We start from the raw sequence: 19,780 nt of genomic DNA on the forward strand, positions 1-19,780 counted from the left end.
TTTTTTTGTAAGATTTACTTGTGAAAATAACTGTAGAGAAATCATTAAGAATGATACTAAAAATAAATTTCTCATCATAAGTTTTCAAATCTGTAATCATTTTCTAAAAAATCACTTGTAGCATCTTCAACGTTGTAATCACCGATTTTCGTTCTTCTTAATTGGGTTAAATAAGCTCCAACTCTTAATTCCTGACCAATATCGTGCGCTAAACTTCTGATGTATGTTCCTTTTGAACAGCCTACCGTAAAGCTCGCCAGCGGAAAATTGATTTCCACATCTTTTATATAAGTAATGGTTGTTTTTCTTGATTTCATTTCAACCTCCTGCCCTGCTCTTGCCATGTCATAAGCTCTTTTTCCATCAATTTTAATTGCTGAAAAAATGGGTGGCTTCTGTTCAATTTCGCCTAAAAATTTTCTTAAAGCTTCTTTTACATTCTCTTCTGTAATATGAGCAATATCTTGTTGAAGAATCTCAGGTTTTTCGGTGTCGTAAGATTCTGTCTGAACTCCGATTTTAATCTCCGTCCAGTATTCTTTCGGAGCATCTTGTATCTCAGGGATTTTTTTGGTGAATTTACCCGTACAAACAATCAAAAGACCTGTTGCTCTCGGATCTAAAGTTCCTGCATGACCGATTTTAAATTTTTTAGGAAGACCAAACTCGCTTTTGAGTTTGTATTTCATTTTATTGACTGCCTGAAAAGAAGTCCAATCCAGAGGTTTGTCTAAAAGAAAGATATGTCCTTCGAGAAGCTGTTCTGCTGTCATTTTTAGTTGTTGAGTTGAAAGTTATACAGTTTACAGTTGATTAGTTAGCAAATTAGTTCAGTTTTTTTTGCGATGAATCTCTCGCAGCCCGACTTGAACGGAGCTCTTTTTGCCAGAGCGAAGCGGAGGCAAAAAAGCGGGAGTGGAAGGCGGAAATAGCTGCCCCAAAAATCAGCAATTATTAATGAATAATCTTATTTGAACCAATAGAAATAAACCAGCAAAGCAATTCCCACAATAATTCTGTACCAGCCCCAAGGCTTGAAACCATACTTATTTAATACTCCGATAAATGCTTTGATTGCGATTAGTGCAACAATGAATGCTACAATATTCCCGACAATGAAAATCATGATGTGATCTTGTGATGAAAAAATCATCTCGTAACCTTTCATCGGATTTGCTGTTTCTTTACCCCATGTTTTTACAAAAACCGAATAAACCGTAACCGCCAACATCGTTGGTACAGCAAGGAAAAATGAAAATTCTGCTGCAGCTTTTCTTGTCAAACCCTGTGTCATCCCACCGATGATTGAAGCCGCACTTCTACTCGTTCCCGGCATCATTGCCAAACATTGCCAAAAGCCAATGATCACTGCTTTTTTTATAGATAATTCTTTCTCGTCGTGAATGACAGGATTCTTAAACCATTTGTCCGCAAATAACAGAACAACACCTCCCAAAACCAAAACTGAAGAAATGGCAATCTGATTTCCCAAAACTGCCTCAATTTTATCATCAAAGATATATCCTAAAACCAAAGCCGGAATTACAGCAAACCCTAACTTGAAATAAAACTGAAGGTTTTTCAGGTCAAAAAACTTTTTCCAGTAAGCTACCACAACTGATAAAATTGCCCCAAACTGTATGGAAACCTGAAACATTTTTAAAAATTCTGTTTCTTCTAAACCCATCAGGTTGGCAGCAAAACCCATGTGAGCTGTTGATGAAATGGGTAAATATTCTGTAAGTCCTTCTACAATCGCAATGATGATTGCCTTGATTAAATCCATAATTTATGGGTAATTGGTAATGATTAATATTGGTTTTTAGCGTTTTTAATTTATACAAAAAGTCAATTGCAATGCAACCGACTTTTGTAATTAAATCTTTTTACCAGATTTTTTATTTCTTTCTTTTCAAGATTGCATATATTTCGATTACAAAACCGATCACGATGAGTAAAGGTGCAATTCTGATTCTTCTGATTGAAAAGATATCGTCGTTCCATACATTCGGGTCTAGTTTTCCGTCAACGGTGTTGGCGTCTGGCCCCATCATTAAAAGAAATCCGACAACGATGCAAGCTAAACCAATCAGCATCCATTTGTAATTTTCCTTTCCGAAGTAGAATGTTTGCTCTTTTGAAACTTCTGTTTCCGTTCCAAAATCTGATGCGGAAAATTTATGCGTTTTTTTGCCCATTTTTTTAAGAGTAATATAAGTCGTCAACATTTGATCTCAAGAACCTCCATGTTGCAACGATTGTACTTAATATTGTGATGAAAATACCAACTCCAAATATCAAAAGAACTAACCAGAAATATTGGTTGGTATCTTGTACGAAAGGAGTTTTTATAGTAGTTGTAAAGTAATACCAAAGTCCTGATAATGCAATCAATGCCAATACCGCACCCAATAAACCAAGAATTAATGCTTCTTTGATGAAAGGTGTTAAAATAAATCGTCTTTTGGCACCTACCAACTGCATGGTTTTGATAATAAATCTTTTTGAGAATACTTTCAGTCTGATTGAGTTATTAATTAAAACAATAGCAAGAACTAAAAACAGTACACAAAACGCTAAAATCCACTTTAGAATTTTATTTAATTTATCGTATATTTTTGAGAATCTGAATCATTTTTTACGTCGATAATTCCGGGAACCGATTTGATTTGCGTAAGAACTGCTCCAATTTTAGTTGAATCTGTATACTCCGGTTTTAAGGCTACTTCCACAGAAGCCGGATAAATATCTTCATCAAAAAGTGCTTCTGTATCTATCCCTAGACTTTTTTTGGCTTCAGCTGTAGCCATTTTTTTAGAAATATATTTCGTACGTTTTACCGATTCCATTCCTTTGATAACTTCTACGGCAACAGCTTCCTGTTTTGCTATTTTGGCAGAATCTTTATCGTCGTAATTCTCGTCAAAGTACGCATTTACAACTAGTTGCTCTTTAAGATAGTCGGAATATTTCTGTGCATTGATTAGAATTAAACCCATTAATCCTAATAAAAATAACACTAAGGCAATACTTATTACTACAGTAATATTGCTAGACCGAAGCCTTTTCTTATTAAACTCTTCTACAGATTTCGCCATTAATATTAAAATTTTTGGCTAAAATAGAAAAATTCTACCGAAATTTGGAACGAATAAGAGAAAATCATTGTTAACGAAATCATAAATAAACTTTGAGTGTAAGAGCAAAAAAACATCTGGGTCAACACTTTTTGACTGATGAAAACATCGCAAAAAATATTGTAGAAGGCTTAAGCTACGAAAACTACGACAACGTCATGGAAATAGGCCCGGGAATGGGTGTGCTGACAAAATATCTTCTTGAAAAAGACCAAACCATTTATCTGGCAGAAATTGATACTGAATCTATTGATTATCTTAAAAAAAACTATGCTAAAGCTACTGAAGAAACTTTTGTAGGAGATTTCCTGAAGCAAGATTTTAATTTTATCAATGAGGAGCAAATTGCCATTATTGGTAATTTCCCGTATAATATTTCGTCACAGATTTTATTTAAAATTATTGACTATTATCAAATAGTTCCGGAAATGGTTGGTATGTTCCAGAAAGAAGTTGCCGAAAGAACTGCAGCAGTTCCTAGGACGAAAGATTATGGAATTTTATCTGTTTTAGTACAGGCTTATTATGATGTAAAGTATCTTTTTACGGTTCACGAAAATGTATTCAATCCGCCGCCAAAAGTAAAATCCGGAGTTATCAGACTAACCAGAAACCCGAAAGAAGGTCTTGTAGGAAATGAAGTTCTTTTTAAACAAATTGTGAAAGCAGGCTTTGGGCAAAGAAGAAAAAAGCTATCTAACTCATGGAAAGTTATGAACATTCCTGAAGCATTAAAAACTCATGAATTTATGGACAAAAGAGCTGAAGAATTAAGTGTAGAAGATTTTATTCATTTTACACAACTCTGGAAAGAGAATATGTAAAAACTTAGAACGTTTTCGTGCATCAAAAATAAAATAGCCTTTCAAAATTTGAAAGGCTATTTTATTATATTTAACTTAAGATTATTCTCTGTTTTTCAACATAATCCATCCGGCTCTATTCATTTGTACTTTCGACTTCTTGTATTCGAAATTGAATTTGTACCAATAAGTTGCTGTCGGCAATCTTTTACCAGATATAGTTCCGTCCCAGATTGGTCTTTCTTTTGAGAATTTGAATATTTCTACGCCATATCTGTCATAAATTGATCCTGTGAAATTATTGAAATCTCTTAGATTACTAAGATCTAAAACATCATTCACACCATCCTGATTTGGAGTAATTACATTATTAATTTCAAGTGTAAAGAACTCAACTGCACCATAGCAAGTTGTCCCTTTAATTCTTACCTGAACATTGTACGTCGTATTATCTGTAAGATTTGTAAATACATTTGACTCTTGCCAGTTGATTCCGTCAACAGAATACTCTAAAGTTCCAAATACGTTGTTGATTGAAGGGTTTGTTGCAATTGCTGTTAATGTCCCGTTATCATAGCTTAAATTCGTAAAGAATGGCGAAGCTGCACCGTGAACTTTCACTGTAAATAATTCCTCACAAATTCCATTATTGATTTTTACTGTATAGACTCCTAACTGAGTTGCTGTAATAGTTTGAGTTTCTGCACCAGTATTCCATAAATAAGAGTAGTTAGTTCCCGCGCCTGCATCCAAAAGAATAGTATCACCTACACACATTTCAACATCCAGCAAAGGCGTGGTAATAGGTGCAACAGTCTCTACAGTGATTTTTGCTGGCAATAGTGATTTACAGCCTTTCGCTCCTAAAGCATATACTGTAAATGTGGTGGTTTGATTAACGGTAACAGTTTGTGTGTTTCCGTTTCCTGGGAAGTTATCCCACAAATAAGTAACACCACCATTAGCTGTAAGCGTAACTGTTTCTCCCGGGCAAACTCTAATCCTTGAAGAAGTTATAGCTGCGATTGGAGTTACCTCTTTTTGCAAAGTCAACTCTATTGTTTTGCTACAGAAACCACCGTCTGATACTACCACATATAAAATCTGACCATCTGCACCATTATAGTTTGCTATATTGGTGATAAAAGCATTGTTTTGAGCCGCTGCATCAGCCTGATTCACATAGAATCTGAACGTTGCATTTGGAGTAGGGCTTATAAGGGGTTTTGCATTATTTAAATCAAATGTAGTAATGTCTGGTGTGCTACACAATAAGAAAGTAGCATCTTGAGCTAATGGTGTAAATCCACCATTAATTTTTATAGTTGCTGATCCCGGACAAGGATTTCCAGGTACACTTACTTCAATTTTATAATTTCCTGGCTGTATTGCCGTAATTGTATTTGTGTTTGCTCCTGGTATTGCAGTTCCGTTAAAAAACCATTGATATAGTAAATTTGGACCACTTGTAGAAGCTGTAATTACTTGTGGTACATTATCACAGACATTGATTTCTGCTGGTAACTGAGCTCCTGCCGGATCTAATAGACTTACTCCTATATCAAATGAACCAGCTTCTAAAAAAACAGCAGAACCAAAGCTAGAGTCTCTTGCATCAGCAACAACCATTTTAATATGATAAGATTGTCCTGGGATTACCGTAGCTTCAGCTGTAAGTGGCGCAGTAGTACCGTTATAGTTCGTAGCATTTGGAGCTAATGACCCAAAATACTGCCCATTTACAGGACCACACGCAAAACTTGCCGGGAGAATATTTGGAACAGAAACAGGTCCTGCACCACCCGGTAGAACTGCTAAATTTGTATAGGTAGAACCTGGAGTATTAGGCTTCAGCAATAAAGCGAAAGCATCATCAAATTGTAATGGTGGACAAGGATAGTTTCCTTCATATTCTTCAGATGCAAAAATGTATCTAAACTTCATTTGAGAGCTAGTGGGTACAAAATCAAATTCTAAAATTGCAGCGTTAGAAAGTTGCGTTGTTACACCAACAGCAGCAGCAAGATCAGGATCACTTCCTCCAGTATTACCATCACTTAAAGTAAAATTCTCTAAAGCATTACCAGCCTTTCTTGCATAACCCGTTGTTAAAACAATACCTTCTAAAAAAGGAAAAGTTGAAGTAGTTTTATTGAAATAACCCCAAAACCTGTCATTATTGGTAACGGGTTGATTAGGACTTACTGTAACGTTAGAAATATTTGGAGTACCACAAGAACCAGATGTACCTACCAAAACATCTGTAACCAATTGTGTAGGTGTAAAATTACTTTCAGGATAAGGAGGAACATTTACATCTATATAGTCACCTGCTTTTGCATTTGCAGATAGAGTTTCTTTGACAGGTTTTCTTGACTGATTTACCTGTGAAAAAAGATGATTAGAATTTAATATAAATAATGAAAACAACAGTAGATATCTCTTCATAATAATTTTGTTTCAACAAATTTAGTTTTTTTTCACATAAACATCATTAATAACTCATTTTTTTAACATAAAAAAGTCTTCCACTTGGAAGACTTTAAATTTTATTTAATTTCTGTTTTTAAGTAAAATCCATCCGGATCTTAATTCTAGTTTTTTACTTGCAGGGTTTTCCCACTGTACCCTATACCAATAGGTTGCCGTAGGAAGATTAATAGTTTTTAAGGAACCATTCCACATTACGTTTGATTTATCTGCCTTAAATATTTCAGCTCCATATCTGTCAAAAATAGATGCCGCAAAGTTTTTATAATTGCTTACCCCCGAAAAGTCTATGAAATCATTGACGCCATCGCTATTCGGAGTGATTGCATTGCTCATAACGAAAGTAAAGAAACTTAATGTATTGCCACATTTTGCATCTTTTACTTTTACCATTAGAGTAAGATTAGTATTACTTAATACATTATAAAAGATGTTTGAAGGTTGCCATGTTATACCTCCGTCAATAGAATACTCTAATGTCCCACCAGTAGGATTGGTAGCTGATATTGTCAGTACATTATTTTCAAATACTACATTGGTAAATTGTGGAAGATCTGGGTTAATCAACTGTGCCGTAAACAATCTAGAGCATGTTCCGTTATCAATTGTCACGGAATAAGATCCAGGAATATTTGTAGAGATCGTCTGAGTAGTAGCTCCCGTGCTCCAAAGATACGTGTAGTTAGGTCCTGCACCAGCATCTAAAATCCCGGTATCACCAGCACATGCATACACATCTTTTAATGTTGAAACAATGGCAGGTACAACCACGATTTGGACTGTAGCCGGAGTGTTAGACACACAGCCGTTTCCACCTAAAGCAAATACTGAATAACTTGTGGTAACAGCAGGAGTAACAATTTGTGTATTTCCATGTCCGGGAAGGCCTATCCAGTTGTAAGTAAATCCTCCGCCTGCAGTTAAAGTAACAGATTCACCCGCACAAATTTTAATTTTCGAAGCAACTAATGTTGCAGTTGGCGGACCTACAACAATATTAATTACTGCAGGATTAGCAGAAATACAACCATTCGCACCTACTGCAAATACAGTATATGTTGTGTTGTTAGCCGGAGAAACTACTTGTGTATTTCCATTTCCGGGAAGACCATTACCCCAGTTATAAGTTGCACCACCCGAAGCCGTTAAAGTAACCGATTCTCCCGGACAAATTTGTTGAAAAGTTGAAGCTAAATTTGCAATCGGTAGAACTTTATCTTCTACCACAGTAACTGTCGAAGTAAAAGTACATGTTAAGTTGGCAGGTTGTGTATTATTTGTTACTGTTAAAGTATATGTTCCAGCAGCATTTACCACAGGTGTCAGAGTCGTTGCTCCTGATACGATATTTCCACCTGTAGTCGTCCAAGCAATAGTAGAGCCTGCAGGAATTACAGATGCTGAAGCATTTAAAGTGACCTGAGCTGTAGTACATGTGATTGTTTGAGGTGCAGCAATCGTTAATGTGGTAGTCGCAGTAGTTAATAATTGTAAATTAACAACATACTTACAACCTCCATTACTTACTGAAACATAAATTGTCTGATTTCCTGTACTCGGAAATGCAGTAGGCACTGTTATATTACTTGTATTACCAGCTATTGCATCTGCCTGATTGACATAATATGTAAAAGTAACACCAGTAGCTGTAGTTATCTGACCTTGGGCAGAAGTTAAATCATATATTATATTTCCTTGCTGATAACATTTTAAAAGACTTGCATTCTGAGCCGTGAAAGGTTGAGAAACTTGTATTGTCAGCGTTGCAGCAGTAGTTGACACACATCCGTTGGCACCAACTGCTGTGACTGTATACGTTGTATTAGCTGTAGGAGAAACTGTTTGAGTAGCTCCGTTTCCTGGCAAACCTCCTCCCCAATTATAGGTTGCACCACCAGAAGCAGTTAAAGTAATGGTTTCACCGGCGCAGATAGAAATTTTGCTTGCAGTGAGCCCAGTTGTAGGAGGCGTACTATTCCCAACAACAGTTACATTGGCAACAGCGGTACATGTGACATTACCCGCAAAGGTATTTGAAATTGTTAATGTATAAGTTCCCGGAGCATTCACAACCGGATTTAATGTTGTTCCTCCCGAGACAATGTTCCCTCCCGTAGTCGTCCATGCAAATGTAGAAGTTGTAGGATATATAGAAGCAGAAGCATTCAGGGTAATTTGTGTATTTGTACACGTTAATGCCGTAGGCGCAGCAATAGTTGCGGTAATTTCGGGGGCTTTCACGAGTTGCAGCTCTGCAACCTTTGAGCAAAATCCATTTTTTACTAAAACATAAATTGTTTGGCCTCCCGCACTTGAAAAAGTGGTGGGTGCTGCAATTGTATTGGCATTTCCAGCGTTTGCATCAGCTTGATTCAAATAGTACGAAAATGTAGCTCCCGGAGTTGTACTAATTGAAGCTTGCGCTGATGTTAAATTAAATATTGCATTTCCGGCTGCGTAGCAAGTTGTTAGGGTAGCATTTTGTACCGTTGGTGAAGTTCCTCCAACAACAGTAATCGTTGCTTTACCCGGACATGAATTTCCGGGAAGTGTAACCTCTACCGAATAAACGCCTGGTGCTACGGCAGTATACGAAGAACTGGTTGCTCCAGGAATCGCATTAGTTCCTAAAAACCATTGATATGTGGCACCCGGAATCTGTACCGACGCAGTGAAGGTCTGTGGAGCATTATCACAAACATTGATAGAAGCTGGAAGTTGTACGCCTCCAGGCCCCAGAATCTGAACACCTATATCGAAAGATCCCGCCTCTAAAAAAACAGCAGAATCAAATCTAAAATCCTGATAATCAGCAATAACCATTTTAAAATGATATGTTTGCCCTGGAATTACGGTAGCCTTTGCAGTTAGTGGTACTGTACGCCCACTGAAATTAGTTTGAATTGCTGTAGTATTGTATCCTCCAAAATATGATGCATTAATCGCACCACAAGTAAGAACTGTATTGTCAAATTGTACCGCAGGGTGAATATTCGTTACGCTTACAGGTCCGGCTCCACCTGGCAAAACTGCTAAATTAGTATAAGTAGGATCGCCCACTTTTTTTAACAATAAAGCAAAAGCATCGCTGATAGTACACGGAAAATTACCTTGATATTCTTCTGAAGCAAATAAATATCTAAATGAAACTTCTGTGGAAGTAGGAATGAAATCAAATTCTATGAAACTAGCATCATTAAGATTTACATTTGATATCCCAAGTGCATTAGCCAAATCCTGATCACCTTGTATAGGAAGTGTATCTTCCAGAGGACCTGAAATAAAAGAGTTACCTGCCTTTGATGCATGACCTGTGGTCAGTAATATTCCCTTCTCAAAAGGAAAATTGGTAGTGCCTCTATGGAAAAACCCCCAGCTTCTACTTGGATTGCTTGTTGCTAAATTTGGTGATACAACTACCCCATTTACATTTGCTGTAGAACATGCAGAACCACCAGAGATAAGAACATCTTTCACCAGTTGTGTAATGCTATATGAAGATTCTGGATAGTTTGCGGTATTCACATCAATAAAAGCACCAGCTTTCATCGTTTGAGAAGAAGCTTTCTGAATACTTTTAACTTTTTCTCTAGTCTGAGAAAATGTAAAATTTCCAATAAGAACTAAAAACAAAGCCAAAAATAAACTTCCTGCACTTTTATTTAACATTTTGTATTATTTTTAACAAAAATACTATTTTTTTTGATTAAAATTTAATTCAAAAATATTTATATTATTATTAACACAATCTTACCATTTTAATTGTATTAATCTGATTGTAAAATTAAAGCATAAAAAAAGACCGATTATTTATCGGTCTTTTTAGTATTAGGGAATTTTATTCAAAGTTTTTCAATAAAATCCAACCAGTTTTCACAGTTAATTTTTTAGTTGCAGGATCTTCGAAAGTCACCTGATACCAATAAGATGAAGTTGGAAGCTTTTTACCTTGGAAATAACCATCCCAGAACGGCCTGGTTTTTTCAGCTTTAAATACGGCCTTACCATAACGGTCAGAAATAACCGCCTGAAAATCTTTGAGATCACTAATTCCTCTGAAATCAATCATATCATTTACGTTGTCTCCGTTTGGAGTAATTACATTTTTCATAACAAATGTGAAATACTCTAAGAAACCAACACAACTTGTATTTTTCACTTTAACTCTGATAGAAACTAGTGAATTATTTAGAACATTTGTAAATACATTTGAAGATTGCCAAGTAACTCCATTATCATTAGAATATTCTAATTGTCCGTTGCTTGGATTACTTGCTGTCACAACCAAAGTTCCGCTTTCATCATAATCAACTTTGATAATCTGAGGAACAATTGCAAGCATTACCTGCGTAGTGTACACTTTAGAACAAACCCCATTATTAATTGTTACAGTATAAGTACCTGGCGTACCTGCAGAAATGGTTTGCGTTGTAGCACCATTGCTCCACAAATATTGGTAATTTGGACCCGCACCTGCATCTAATGTAATATTGTCACCAGCACAAATATAACCTCCAGTAAGATTTGAAGTAATTGCGGGAACAACTTCTACTGTAACAGATACGGGCTGTAGAGATTTACATCCCTGAGCACCAATCGCATAAACTGTATAAGTTGTAGTTTGTGTAGGAGATAGAGTACGCACAGCACCCGTTCCTGAAAAACCACTCCATTCATAAGTTACACCTCCTGAAGCCGTAAGAGTTACTGACTCTCCATTACAAATCCTCACTTTCGATGCATTAAGGACCGCTACCGGAGTTGCTTCTTTTCTTAAAGTTAAAGTAACTAATTTACTACAAAAAGCACCATTAGAAACAACTACATAAATAATTTGTCCATCATTTCCGTTAAAAAGTTCAGGTGTTGTAATAAAACTTCCATTTTGGGCTACAGCATCTGCCTGGTTTACATAAAATTTAAATACTGCACCCGTTGTAGTACTGATGGAAGGTTTTGCAGAATTAAGATCAAAAGTAGAAACACTAGGTGTAGTACATAATTTTAAAATAGCATTCTGTGCCGTTGGAGTTGTACCTCCTATAATGGTAACTTTTGCTTCTGCAGGACAATTTTGGCCCGGTATAATAATTTTCACAGTATAAACACCCGGACTGGTAGCTGTATAAGTTACGTTGGTAGCACCAGGAATGGCAATGCCGTCTTTAAACCATTGAAATGTCATCCCTGGAGTAGTAGCTACCAAAGCCTTTAAAATTTGGGGTGCATTATCACACACATTTAAAGTCTCTGGTACAGGGTTTCCTGCTTCATCCACAATACTTACTCCAATATCAAATGATCCGGCTTCTAAAAATACTGCCGAGTCATAGATAGTATCACGCGCATCTGCTATAACCATTTTAATGTGGTATGATTGTCCAGGAACTACAGTAGCCTCAGCTGTGAGAGGTACAGTACGCCCGTTATAATTTGTTGCATTAGGTAAAAGCGATCCAAAATACTGAGCGTTTATAGGGCCACAAGAAAAACTTGCAGGCAGAATATTTGGTACGGATACAGGACCAGCTCCAGCAGGAAGTATTGCTAAATTAGTATAAGTTGATCCCGGAGTATTAGGCTTTAGCAGTAAAGCAAAGGCATCATCAAATTGTAACGGTGGGCATGGATAGTTGCCTTCATACTCATGAGATGCAAAAATGTAATTAAATTTCATCTGGCTGCTTGTCGGTACAAAGTCGAACTCCAGAACTGAAGCATTATTAAGGTTTGCAACACCAATTGCAGCACTCAAATCAGCATCACCAGTTCCTCCATTGTTATCACCCATATTGCTTTGAGCAGTGTTACCTGCTTTTTTCGCAAAACCTGTTGATAATACGATACCTTCTAAAAATGGAAAGTTGGCAGTTGCCTTATTAAAGTAACCCCAAGCTCTGTTTTCCAGCGTGGCTGCTGTACTCGGTGTAACAGTTACATTGGAAATATTAGGAACAACACACCCTCCACCGTTACCCACAAGAATATCTGTAACCAACTGTGTTGGAGTATAATTGCTCGCAGGATATGGAGCTACGTTGACATCAATAAAAGCTCCCGCTTTCGCATTCAGAGGAAAAACAGTTGGTTTCTGAGTTCTTACTTGAGCAAAACTAAAAGTGCTTAGAAAAGCAAAAAGAACAAAACTAATTTTAAAGTAATTTTTTAATCTATAATTTAACATTTTCAGATTGTTTGCCCAAAAATAATAAAAATAATTCTAAATGCTTAAGATTTAGTCTATAGATTTGCGAATTAACATCAAATTCACAATATGGTTTAGAAATATATAAATTTGAGATTTGCAACAGAAAATTAATCTTTCTTCAGCTCATCAATCATATTTTGCAGCTCTTGAATTTTATCTTTTAGTAATTTAATTTCGTTTTTATTTGAATTTACATTGCTTTTTAAAATCGCTTTTTTCGCTTTTTCTATATGATCCTCATCATCCTCATCTTCATTGATTTCCTCAATATCTTCCTGGATATCTTCGATATCTTCCGTGATTTCTTCAATATCTTCACTAATCTCCTCTAGGTCTTCCTGAATGTCTTCAATGTCTTCGCTGATTTCTTCAATATCTTCCTGGATATCTTCAATTTTTTCATGGCTTTTGTTTACCGACATTTGGATCAGAATTGAAAGATAAATGGCTTCCAAAGAAAGAACTGTTGTCAATACCAACAGCATTTTGTCAAAATCAACTACACCAAATGAGGGTAGTAAAAATGCAGTCAAAAAAAGTAAAGTATGAATAATAAGAGATGGTATAGAGCCAATCCAAGAGGTGATTCCATCTGCCAGTTTCTCAAGAAGTTCTATTCTTTCGTGTGATGTTTTCATTATTTTTTGTTTAAAATAATTCCTTAGTTACGCCTAACCCAAATAGTGCAAAATCATATTTTGCGGGATCTTTAGGATCAAATTTCCTGATAATTTCGTCTAACTCTAAAACGGTTTTCCAATCATTCTGAGTTCTGGAAATCAAGCCCAATTTTCTTGAAATATTTCCTGTGTGAACGTCTAAAGGTATTGATAAATTTTTAGGATCGATGTTATTCCAAATTCCAAAATCTACGCCACGCTGATCATTTCGTACCATCCAACGCAAAAACATGATGATTCTTTTTGAGGATGAATTTTTGTAAGGGGAACTGACGTGTTTGTGACTTCTGTGTTTTTCAGTCTGTAAAAAACCTAACCTGAATCTTTCGATTGCGTGATAAAAATTGGTTTCAAAATTTTTAACGAGAAATAAGTTTTCTAAACTATCATTTTCACAATAAATTCGGTTAAACTGTCTGATAAAATAAGTAAAATCTTCTCCGTTAAAAGTTCTGTGAATACTTTTTCCTTCAATAAATTTCAAATCATTTTCAGAATAATTCATCACAAAATCATAGGGAGAATTTCCCATGATGTCAAGTATTTTATCAGCTGACTTTATAATTGCTTTCCTATTTCCCCAAGAAATAGTCGCCGCCAGAAAACCAGCAATTTCAATATCTTGTTTTAAAGAAAAACGATGCGGAATCTGTATAGGATCGTCTTGAATAAATTCAGAATTATTATACACATCAGCCTTTTCGCTTAGAAAATCTTTTAATTCTTCAAAATTCAACATATTCATTTAGATTTTTACAACTTCTAAAGCCTTAGGTAAAAAAGTATTTGGAAAAACCGTTCTTGCCTCATCAGTAAATACCGTCAAATCACCATATCTGTTAGAAAAATGACCTAAAATCAATTTACCAACTTCCGCTTGCCTCGCAATTCTGGCTGCTTCTAAAGCTGTTGTGTGGCCGGTATAATCTGCCATTTCTTTCAAATCGTGTAGAAAAGTAGACTCGTGATACAATACCGTTACGTTTTTAATAATCGGAATGACAGATTCTAAATATCTGGTATCACTGCAAAAAGCGTAAGAAACGGGCGGTGCAGGTTCTGTGGTCAAAATTTCATTTTTAAGAATATATCCGTCACTCAATTCAAAATCTTTACCTGCTTTCAAATTGTGATAATCGCAGGTTTCAATTTCATTATATTTTGAAATTTCCTGCATATTAAGATGCCTGTCTTTTTGTTTTTCCTTAAAAAGATAACCGTTACAGTAAATTCTGTGATCTAATGGGATCGTATAGACCTCTACTCTATTGTCTTCGTAAATTTTCTCGGAATAATCTTTATCAAGTTCATGATAAACGATTTCAAAACCACGATGGGTTTCCGTAATGGTAAAAATGGTTTCCAGCATTTTTTTTATGCCTTTCGGGCCATAAACATGCAACGGCACATCTCTTCCCAATAAACGAAAAGACGCAATCAAACCCGGCAAACCAAAACAGTGATCACCATGAAGATGCGAGATAAATATATGATTGATTTTGAAAATCTTGCTTTTGCTTTTCTCAGCTGCACCTGCGTTCCTTCACCACAATCGATCAGAAAACATCGCTCTTCCATCTCAAGAAGCTGCGAAGTGGGCGATGTATTAACGGTAGGAATTGCTGAATTAAAGCCTAAAATGGTTAAATAAGTACTCAAATCAATAGTTTATTGGGGTAAATGTACGATAAAAGTTTGAAGTTGAGATTGAGATTAAGGCTGAGGTTTAGGTATAAGTTTTGTGGAACTTCCAATCCATAATTCATTTAAAAAATTATAGGAATATTTGTTAGTCTAAAACTTAGCCTCACCCTAAAACTATCCTTTCACTTTTAAAAAATCTAAAAACAAATCTAATGCCTGTTTTCTGTGGCTGATTTGGTTTTTATCTTCAGGATTCATCTCTGCAAAAGTTTTTTCATAACCTTGAGGAACGAAAATTGGATCGTACCCAAAACCTTTGTGACCTTTATTTTCTGTAAGTAAATTTCCGTGAGCTCTACCATCAAAATATTGAGCGCCGTTTTCGTCATAATAGCACAAAACGGTAATGAAATAGGCTTTTCTGTTTTCCACACCTTCCATTTCGTTTAAAACTTTTTCAATGTTTTTTGCAAAATCATGATTTCCTGCATAACGGGCAGAGAAAATCCCAGGTCTTCCGTCTAAAGATTCAACTACCAAACCGCTGTCGTCACCCAAACTCGGAATTCCTGTTTTTTCGAAACAGTATTTTGCTTTAATTAAAGCATTGGCGTTGAAAGAATCGCCATCTTCAACGATTTCGTCATGCAAATCATAATCTGCAAGACTTTTAACCGTAAACTGATTTCCTAAAATCTGTTGAATTTCTTCTTTCTTGTGTACGTTGTGTGTGGCAACTAATAATTCCATGTAACTTTTATTTTTTTAAGCGCATAATGCGCTGTAATCTTTCTTGAAAACTAATAGCACTCATTGAATTTTGTGAAATTTATGAAGAATGTTAGTGCTATTGATGTTTGAATGAATTTAAATTTCTGAATAATGTACTTTATACTTCTTCATAAATAAATAGTAAAATGAAGAAAGCAAAACAATCCCAACTCCTAAAATAACCCATTCTGAAACTTTAAAAGCATCTGCAAAGCTTTCAGATTTGGTGTAAAATATTAAGAAAGATGAGCATAAATTATTGAAACCATGCAAAAGCATCGGTAACAACAAAGATTTAGTTTTATAATAAACCAACCCCAAAACGCAGCCAAGCATTACAGCTCCTACAAACTGCCAAGGATTTCCATGAACCAAACCGAATACAATCGATGCAAAAACAATCGCTTTCCAAGGCTGTACCCCATTATTGATTAGTCCTTTCTGAATAATTCCTCTAAAAATAATTTCCTCAAAAATTGGCGCCATAATTACAGCCGTGATAACCATAACAATAGGATCATCAGTCATGAACTGCATTAAATCCTGAAAAAATTCATAAAACCAACCGAAAAACGGTCCTGTAGTCGGAATTTGAGAAGTAAAAAATTCACCGATAAACATCATTCCTAACATCATGGGGAAAATAAGGAGATAGGTATAAAAATTGGTAGGCGAAAAATTGAAATTCAATTTCATTTTTGTTGAAGGCCGCACGACGAAGAAATCAAAAAAAGCAATCACCAAACTAAAAACTATAGCATTGGCCAACATCATAAACCATGGCTTTTGCATAATGTCAAACTTAAAAATAATTTTGTAGACAGTACTCGAAAATCCAACAATAATGCTTCCTGCGATATATCCGGCGAGAAGTACCAAGCCACCAATCCAATTAAAAATAAATTTCGGATATCTGCTTTTTTCCATGCTTTTTTAGGTTTACAGAAACAAAGATAATTGATTTTGTGAGAAAGTAAAACTCTGAATTATGTGCAACACTGAATTTCAAAAGAAAACGGTCCTCTATATCCATCAAACTCATTTTAACTGATAAATTTTAGGTTTTAATTAAAACGATAAGTCTCTTAAAATGATTTTTCCGCAGTATCTTTGCAGCTTAATTTTTTTATGAATATGGATCATGCTGTTGTTCAAGAAAAAAATGTTAATTTATCTTTATTAACATACGTTGGTTTTACATTTTTAGGATATTTCATCATCGGGTTATCACTTTCTGTTCTACCGATTTTCATCAGTAAAAATTTAGGGTTTAGCCTGGTCGTTGCAGGGCTTGTTATCAGTTTACAATACGTTGCGACATTCTTCCTAAGGGCATATTCTGGAAAAATAATTGATGGAAAAGGTCCGAAATCGGCTGTCTTGTTCAGTATGTTAGGCTTTTCTTTAACAGGAATCTTTCTTATTCTGGCTTATTATTTTAAGTTCTCACCTATACTTAGTTTAGGTTTTCTCATCATCACACGTCTTCTTACAGGCTGCGGAGAAGGAATGATTGGCGCAAGTCCCATCAATTGGGCAATTATGGCGCTTGGTGAAAAACATACAGCAAAAATCATTTCTTATAACGGTGTTGCATGTTACGGAGCTTTGGCAATTGGAGCTTCTCTTGGAGTTATGATTGAGCATAAATTCGGACTTTACGGCATCGGTATCATTTCTATTTTAATTGGAATTATAGGTTTTTTGTTCGCTAAAACTAAAATCAATTACACAAATACGAATACTCAGGATTCACAATCTTTCTGGAAAGTTTTAGGGAAAGTTTCACCATTCGGAATTTGTCTGGCTTTGGGCGGAATTGGTTTTGCAAGCATTTCTACTTTTATCACACTTTATTATAACTATTTTCATTGGAATAATGGTGCGCTCTGTCTCACTGTTTTTGGTGGATTGTTTGTTGCAGGCCGATTGATTTTCAGCAACGTCATCAATAATTATGGTGGTATTAAAGTTGCTATCGCCTGTCTTTTAGTAGAAACAATAGGGTTGGTCATTATTTCCTTTGCAGCAACTTCACAGATGGCACTTTTAGGAGCCGGAGTTACCGGATTAGGATTTTCATTAATTTTTCCCGCTCTTGGAGTGGTTGCGATTAAAAGTGTTTCGCCGTCAAGTCAAGGCTCTGCTTTGGCAGGATACGGACTTTTCATTGACCTTTCGCTTGGCGTTGCAGGCCCTTTGATTGGCGCTTTTGCTGATTTGTGTGGAATGAAATACATTTTTCCTTTCAGTGCTGGAATGGTTTTGGTAGGTCTGTGCGTTGCTTATTATCTTAAAACTAAAACCAGTTTCAACAAGTCGTAAATCCGATTTTCAAAATCCGATAAAAATCACGATTTTTGCAACTTCAAAATACACTATGTCAGACTTAATCAAAGAAATAGAGAAAAGAAAAACATTCGGAATTATTTCTCACCCCGATGCCGGAAAAACCACACTTACAGAAAAATTACTTCTTTTTGGAGGTGCAATTCAGGAAGCTGGAGCCGTAAAATCGAATAAAATTAAAAAAGGAGCAACCTCCGACTTTATGGAAATCGAAAGACAGAGAGGAATCTCGGTGGCGACTTCCGTATTGGCATTTGAATATAAAGGTTACAAAATCAATATTTTAGATACACCTGGTCACAAAGATTTTGCTGAAGACACCTACAGAACTTTAACGGCAGTAGACTCTGTAATCGTCGTGATTGACGTTGCAAAAGGAGTTGAGGAACAGACCGAAAAATTAGTGAAGGTTTGTAGAATGAGAAACATTCCGATGCTGGTTTTCATTAATAAACTAGACCGTGAAGGTAAAGATGCCTTTGATCTCTTGGATGAAGTTGAACAGAAATTAGGTTTAAGAGTTGTTCCGCTTTCTCTCCCGATTGGGATGGGAGCAGATTTCCAAGGAATTTATAACATCTGGGAAAACAATATTCAGTTATTTTTAGAAGAAAAGAAACAGAAAGTTGGTGAAGCCATCAAATTTGATGACATCAACGATTCTTCTATTGATGAGGTTATCGGTACTAAAGCCGCTAAGAATTTAAGAGAAGAATTGGAATTAATTCAATCCGTTTATCCTGAATTCAGCCGTGAAGATTATATGAATGGTGATTTGCAGCCTGTATTTTTTGGTTCAGCTTTAAATAATTTTGGAGTCCGTGAATTGTTGGATGCATTTATCGAAATTGCTCCGATGCCACAACCGAAAGAAAGCGAAACCCGCATGGTAAAACCTGAAGAATCTGCATTTACAGGATTTGTTTTCAAAATTCACGCAAACATGGATCCTAAACACAGAGACCGTTTGGCTTTCGTGAAAATTGTTTCAGGAACATTTAAAAGAAATGAAAATTATCTTTTGGTAAGAGAAGGTAAAAAAATGAAATTCTCATCGCCGAATGCATTCTTTGCCGATAAAAAAGAAGTGGTAGACGAAAGTTTCCCGGGAGATATTGTCGGACTTCATGATACAGGAAGTTTTAGAATTGGAGATACTTTGACGGGTGGCGAAAAAATCAGTTTCAAAGGAATTCCAAGTTTCTCTCCGGAACATTTCAGATACATCAATAATAATGATCCTTTAAAGGCCAAACAATTGGCGAAAGGTATTGATCAGTTAATGGATGAAGGTGTTGCTCAATTGTTTACACTTGAAATGAATAACAGGAAAATCATCGGTACGGTGGGTGCACTTCAGTATGAAGTTATCCAATACCGTCTTGAACACGAGTACGGAGCAAAATGTACTTACGAACCACTTTCTATGCACAAAGCTTGTTGGGTGGAAGCTGATGAAAAATCTGAAGAGTATAAAGAATTTGCAAGATTAAAACAGCGATTTTTAGCAAGAGACAAATACAATCAATTGGTATTTTTAGCTGATTCGTCATTTACCATTCACATGACTCAGGAGAAATTCCCAAATGTGAAACTACATTTCATTAGTGAGTTCAGACAGAATTAAATTTTAAAATTTCATTTTTAAACATAAAAAAACCGTTCAATTGAACGGTTTTTTTATGAATATGAATTACA

The 19,780-nt window shown here is 35.7% G+C and carries 13 protein-coding genes and 2 pseudogenes; 3 read left to right on the forward strand and 12 right to left on the reverse strand.

The genetic code is table 11. The features are described from left to right. Positions 1 to 74 precede the first annotated feature (74 nt). The 4 genes and pseudogenes from truB to EAG08_RS22880 all read right to left on the reverse strand — a co-directional run bounded on the left by truB (position 75) and on the right by EAG08_RS22880 (position 3,098). Complete coding sequence (gene truB, locus EAG08_RS03300) at positions 75 to 773, reverse strand: tRNA pseudouridine(55) synthase TruB (RefSeq protein WP_129534211.1); 699 nt, start codon at positions 771 to 773, stop codon at positions 75 to 77. A 194-nt stretch (positions 774 to 967) separates the two neighbouring features. Continuing rightward, entirely contained in the window at positions 968 to 1,786 is an 819-nt protein-coding gene (locus tag EAG08_RS03305) for an undecaprenyl-diphosphate phosphatase (RefSeq protein WP_129534212.1), read from the reverse strand. A 112-nt stretch (positions 1,787 to 1,898) separates the two neighbouring features. Further along, the gene (locus EAG08_RS03310) at positions 1,899 to 2,198 is read right to left on the reverse strand and encodes a DUF3098 domain-containing protein (protein ID WP_129534213.1); all 300 of its coding nucleotides are present in this window, start codon (positions 2,196 to 2,198) and stop codon (positions 1,899 to 1,901) included. 4 nt (positions 2,199 to 2,202) lie between these two features. After that, a pseudogene (locus tag EAG08_RS22880) lies at positions 2,203 to 3,098 on the reverse strand (cell division protein FtsX). Between the two features lie 92 nt (positions 3,099 to 3,190). Between EAG08_RS22880 and rsmA the strand changes: the two are divergent. Continuing rightward, positions 3,191 to 3,961, forward strand: coding sequence for a 16S rRNA (adenine(1518)-N(6)/adenine(1519)-N(6))-dimethyltransferase RsmA (gene rsmA / locus EAG08_RS03320; protein ID WP_129534214.1), 771 nt, complete (start codon positions 3,191 to 3,193; stop codon positions 3,959 to 3,961). A gap of 81 nt (positions 3,962 to 4,042) precedes the next feature. Here rsmA and EAG08_RS03325 read toward each other — a convergent pair whose 3' ends face one another. From EAG08_RS03325 to EAG08_RS03360, 8 genes and pseudogenes are all read right to left on the reverse strand, one after another. Next, the gene (locus EAG08_RS03325; protein ID WP_129534215.1) at positions 4,043 to 6,388 is read right to left on the reverse strand and encodes a choice-of-anchor L domain-containing protein; all 2,346 of its coding nucleotides are present in this window, start codon (positions 6,386 to 6,388) and stop codon (positions 4,043 to 4,045) included. Between the two features lie 105 nt (positions 6,389 to 6,493). Beyond that, a complete protein-coding gene (locus EAG08_RS03330; protein ID WP_129534216.1) occupies positions 6,494 to 10,099 on the reverse strand; it encodes a choice-of-anchor L domain-containing protein in 3,606 nt (1,201 codons plus the stop codon). A 169-nt stretch (positions 10,100 to 10,268) separates the two neighbouring features. Next, positions 10,269 to 12,614, reverse strand: a complete 2,346-nt coding sequence (locus tag EAG08_RS03335; RefSeq protein ID WP_129534217.1) for a choice-of-anchor L domain-containing protein — start codon at positions 12,612 to 12,614, stop codon at positions 10,269 to 10,271. Between the two features lie 131 nt (positions 12,615 to 12,745). Then, on the reverse strand, positions 12,746 to 13,276 hold the full coding sequence (locus EAG08_RS03340) for a DUF1003 domain-containing protein (RefSeq protein WP_129534218.1): 531 nt from the start codon (positions 13,274 to 13,276) through the stop codon (positions 12,746 to 12,748). Positions 13,277 to 13,286: 10 nt separating this feature from the next. Further along, entirely contained in the window at positions 13,287 to 14,057 is a 771-nt protein-coding gene (locus EAG08_RS03345) for a TIGR02757 family protein (RefSeq protein WP_410493302.1), read from the reverse strand. 6 nt (positions 14,058 to 14,063) lie between these two features. Continuing rightward, positions 14,064 to 14,977 (reverse strand): annotated as a pseudogene (locus tag EAG08_RS03350) (ribonuclease Z). Positions 14,978 to 15,136: 159 nt separating this feature from the next. Beyond that, positions 15,137 to 15,712: an RdgB/HAM1 family non-canonical purine NTP pyrophosphatase gene (gene rdgB / locus EAG08_RS03355; protein ID WP_129534219.1), complete on the reverse strand. Its 576-nt coding sequence runs from the start codon at positions 15,710 to 15,712 to the stop codon at positions 15,137 to 15,139. Positions 15,713 to 15,829: 117 nt separating this feature from the next. Beyond that, positions 15,830 to 16,660 (reverse strand): CPBP family intramembrane glutamic endopeptidase, encoded by an 831-nt coding sequence (locus EAG08_RS03360; RefSeq protein WP_129534220.1) that lies wholly within the window; start codon positions 16,658 to 16,660, stop codon positions 15,830 to 15,832. 207 nt (positions 16,661 to 16,867) lie between these two features. Between EAG08_RS03360 and EAG08_RS03365 the strand changes: the two genes are divergently transcribed. Both EAG08_RS03365 and EAG08_RS03370 read left to right on the forward strand, forming a co-directional pair. Continuing rightward, positions 16,868 to 18,058 (forward strand): MFS transporter, encoded by a 1,191-nt coding sequence (locus tag EAG08_RS03365; RefSeq protein WP_228446740.1) that lies wholly within the window; start codon positions 16,868 to 16,870, stop codon positions 18,056 to 18,058. Positions 18,059 to 18,113: 55 nt separating this feature from the next. Next, positions 18,114 to 19,709: a peptide chain release factor 3 gene (locus tag EAG08_RS03370; protein WP_129534222.1), complete on the forward strand. Its 1,596-nt coding sequence runs from the start codon at positions 18,114 to 18,116 to the stop codon at positions 19,707 to 19,709. The last annotated feature ends 71 nt before the right edge of the window (positions 19,710 to 19,780 follow it).

Source organism: Chryseobacterium sp. 3008163, assembly GCF_003669035.1.
GTDB lineage: Bacteria > Bacteroidota > Bacteroidia > Flavobacteriales > Weeksellaceae > Chryseobacterium.

Coding starts and splice junctions, on each gene's coding strand:
- truB (WP_129534211.1), bottom strand. CDS start 773: ATGACAGCAGAACAGCTTCTCGAAGGACATATCTTTCTTTTAGACAAA.
- EAG08_RS03305 (WP_129534212.1), bottom strand. CDS start 1,786: ATGGATTTAATCAAGGCAATCATCATTGCGATTGTAGAAGGACTTACA.
- EAG08_RS03310 (WP_129534213.1), bottom strand. CDS start 2,198: ATGGGCAAAAAAACGCATAAATTTTCCGCATCAGATTTTGGAACGGAA.
- EAG08_RS03325 (WP_129534215.1), bottom strand. CDS start 6,388: ATGAAGAGATATCTACTGTTGTTTTCATTATTTATATTAAATTCTAAT.
- EAG08_RS03330 (WP_129534216.1), bottom strand. CDS start 10,099: ATGTTAAATAAAAGTGCAGGAAGTTTATTTTTGGCTTTGTTTTTAGTT.
- EAG08_RS03335 (WP_129534217.1), bottom strand. CDS start 12,614: ATGTTAAATTATAGATTAAAAAATTACTTTAAAATTAGTTTTGTTCTT.
- EAG08_RS03340 (WP_129534218.1), bottom strand. CDS start 13,276: ATGAAAACATCACACGAAAGAATAGAACTTCTTGAGAAACTGGCAGAT.
- EAG08_RS03345 (WP_410493302.1), bottom strand. CDS start 14,057: ATGTTGAATTTTGAAGAATTAAAAGATTTTCTAAGCGAAAAGGCTGAT.
- rdgB (WP_129534219.1), bottom strand. CDS start 15,712: ATGGAATTATTAGTTGCCACACACAACGTACACAAGAAAGAAGAAATT.
- EAG08_RS03360 (WP_129534220.1), bottom strand. CDS start 16,660: ATGGAAAAAAGCAGATATCCGAAATTTATTTTTAATTGGATTGGTGGC.
- EAG08_RS03365 (WP_228446740.1), top strand. CDS start 16,868: ATGGATCATGCTGTTGTTCAAGAAAAAAATGTTAATTTATCTTTATTA.
- EAG08_RS03370 (WP_129534222.1), top strand. CDS start 18,114: ATGTCAGACTTAATCAAAGAAATAGAGAAAAGAAAAACATTCGGAATT.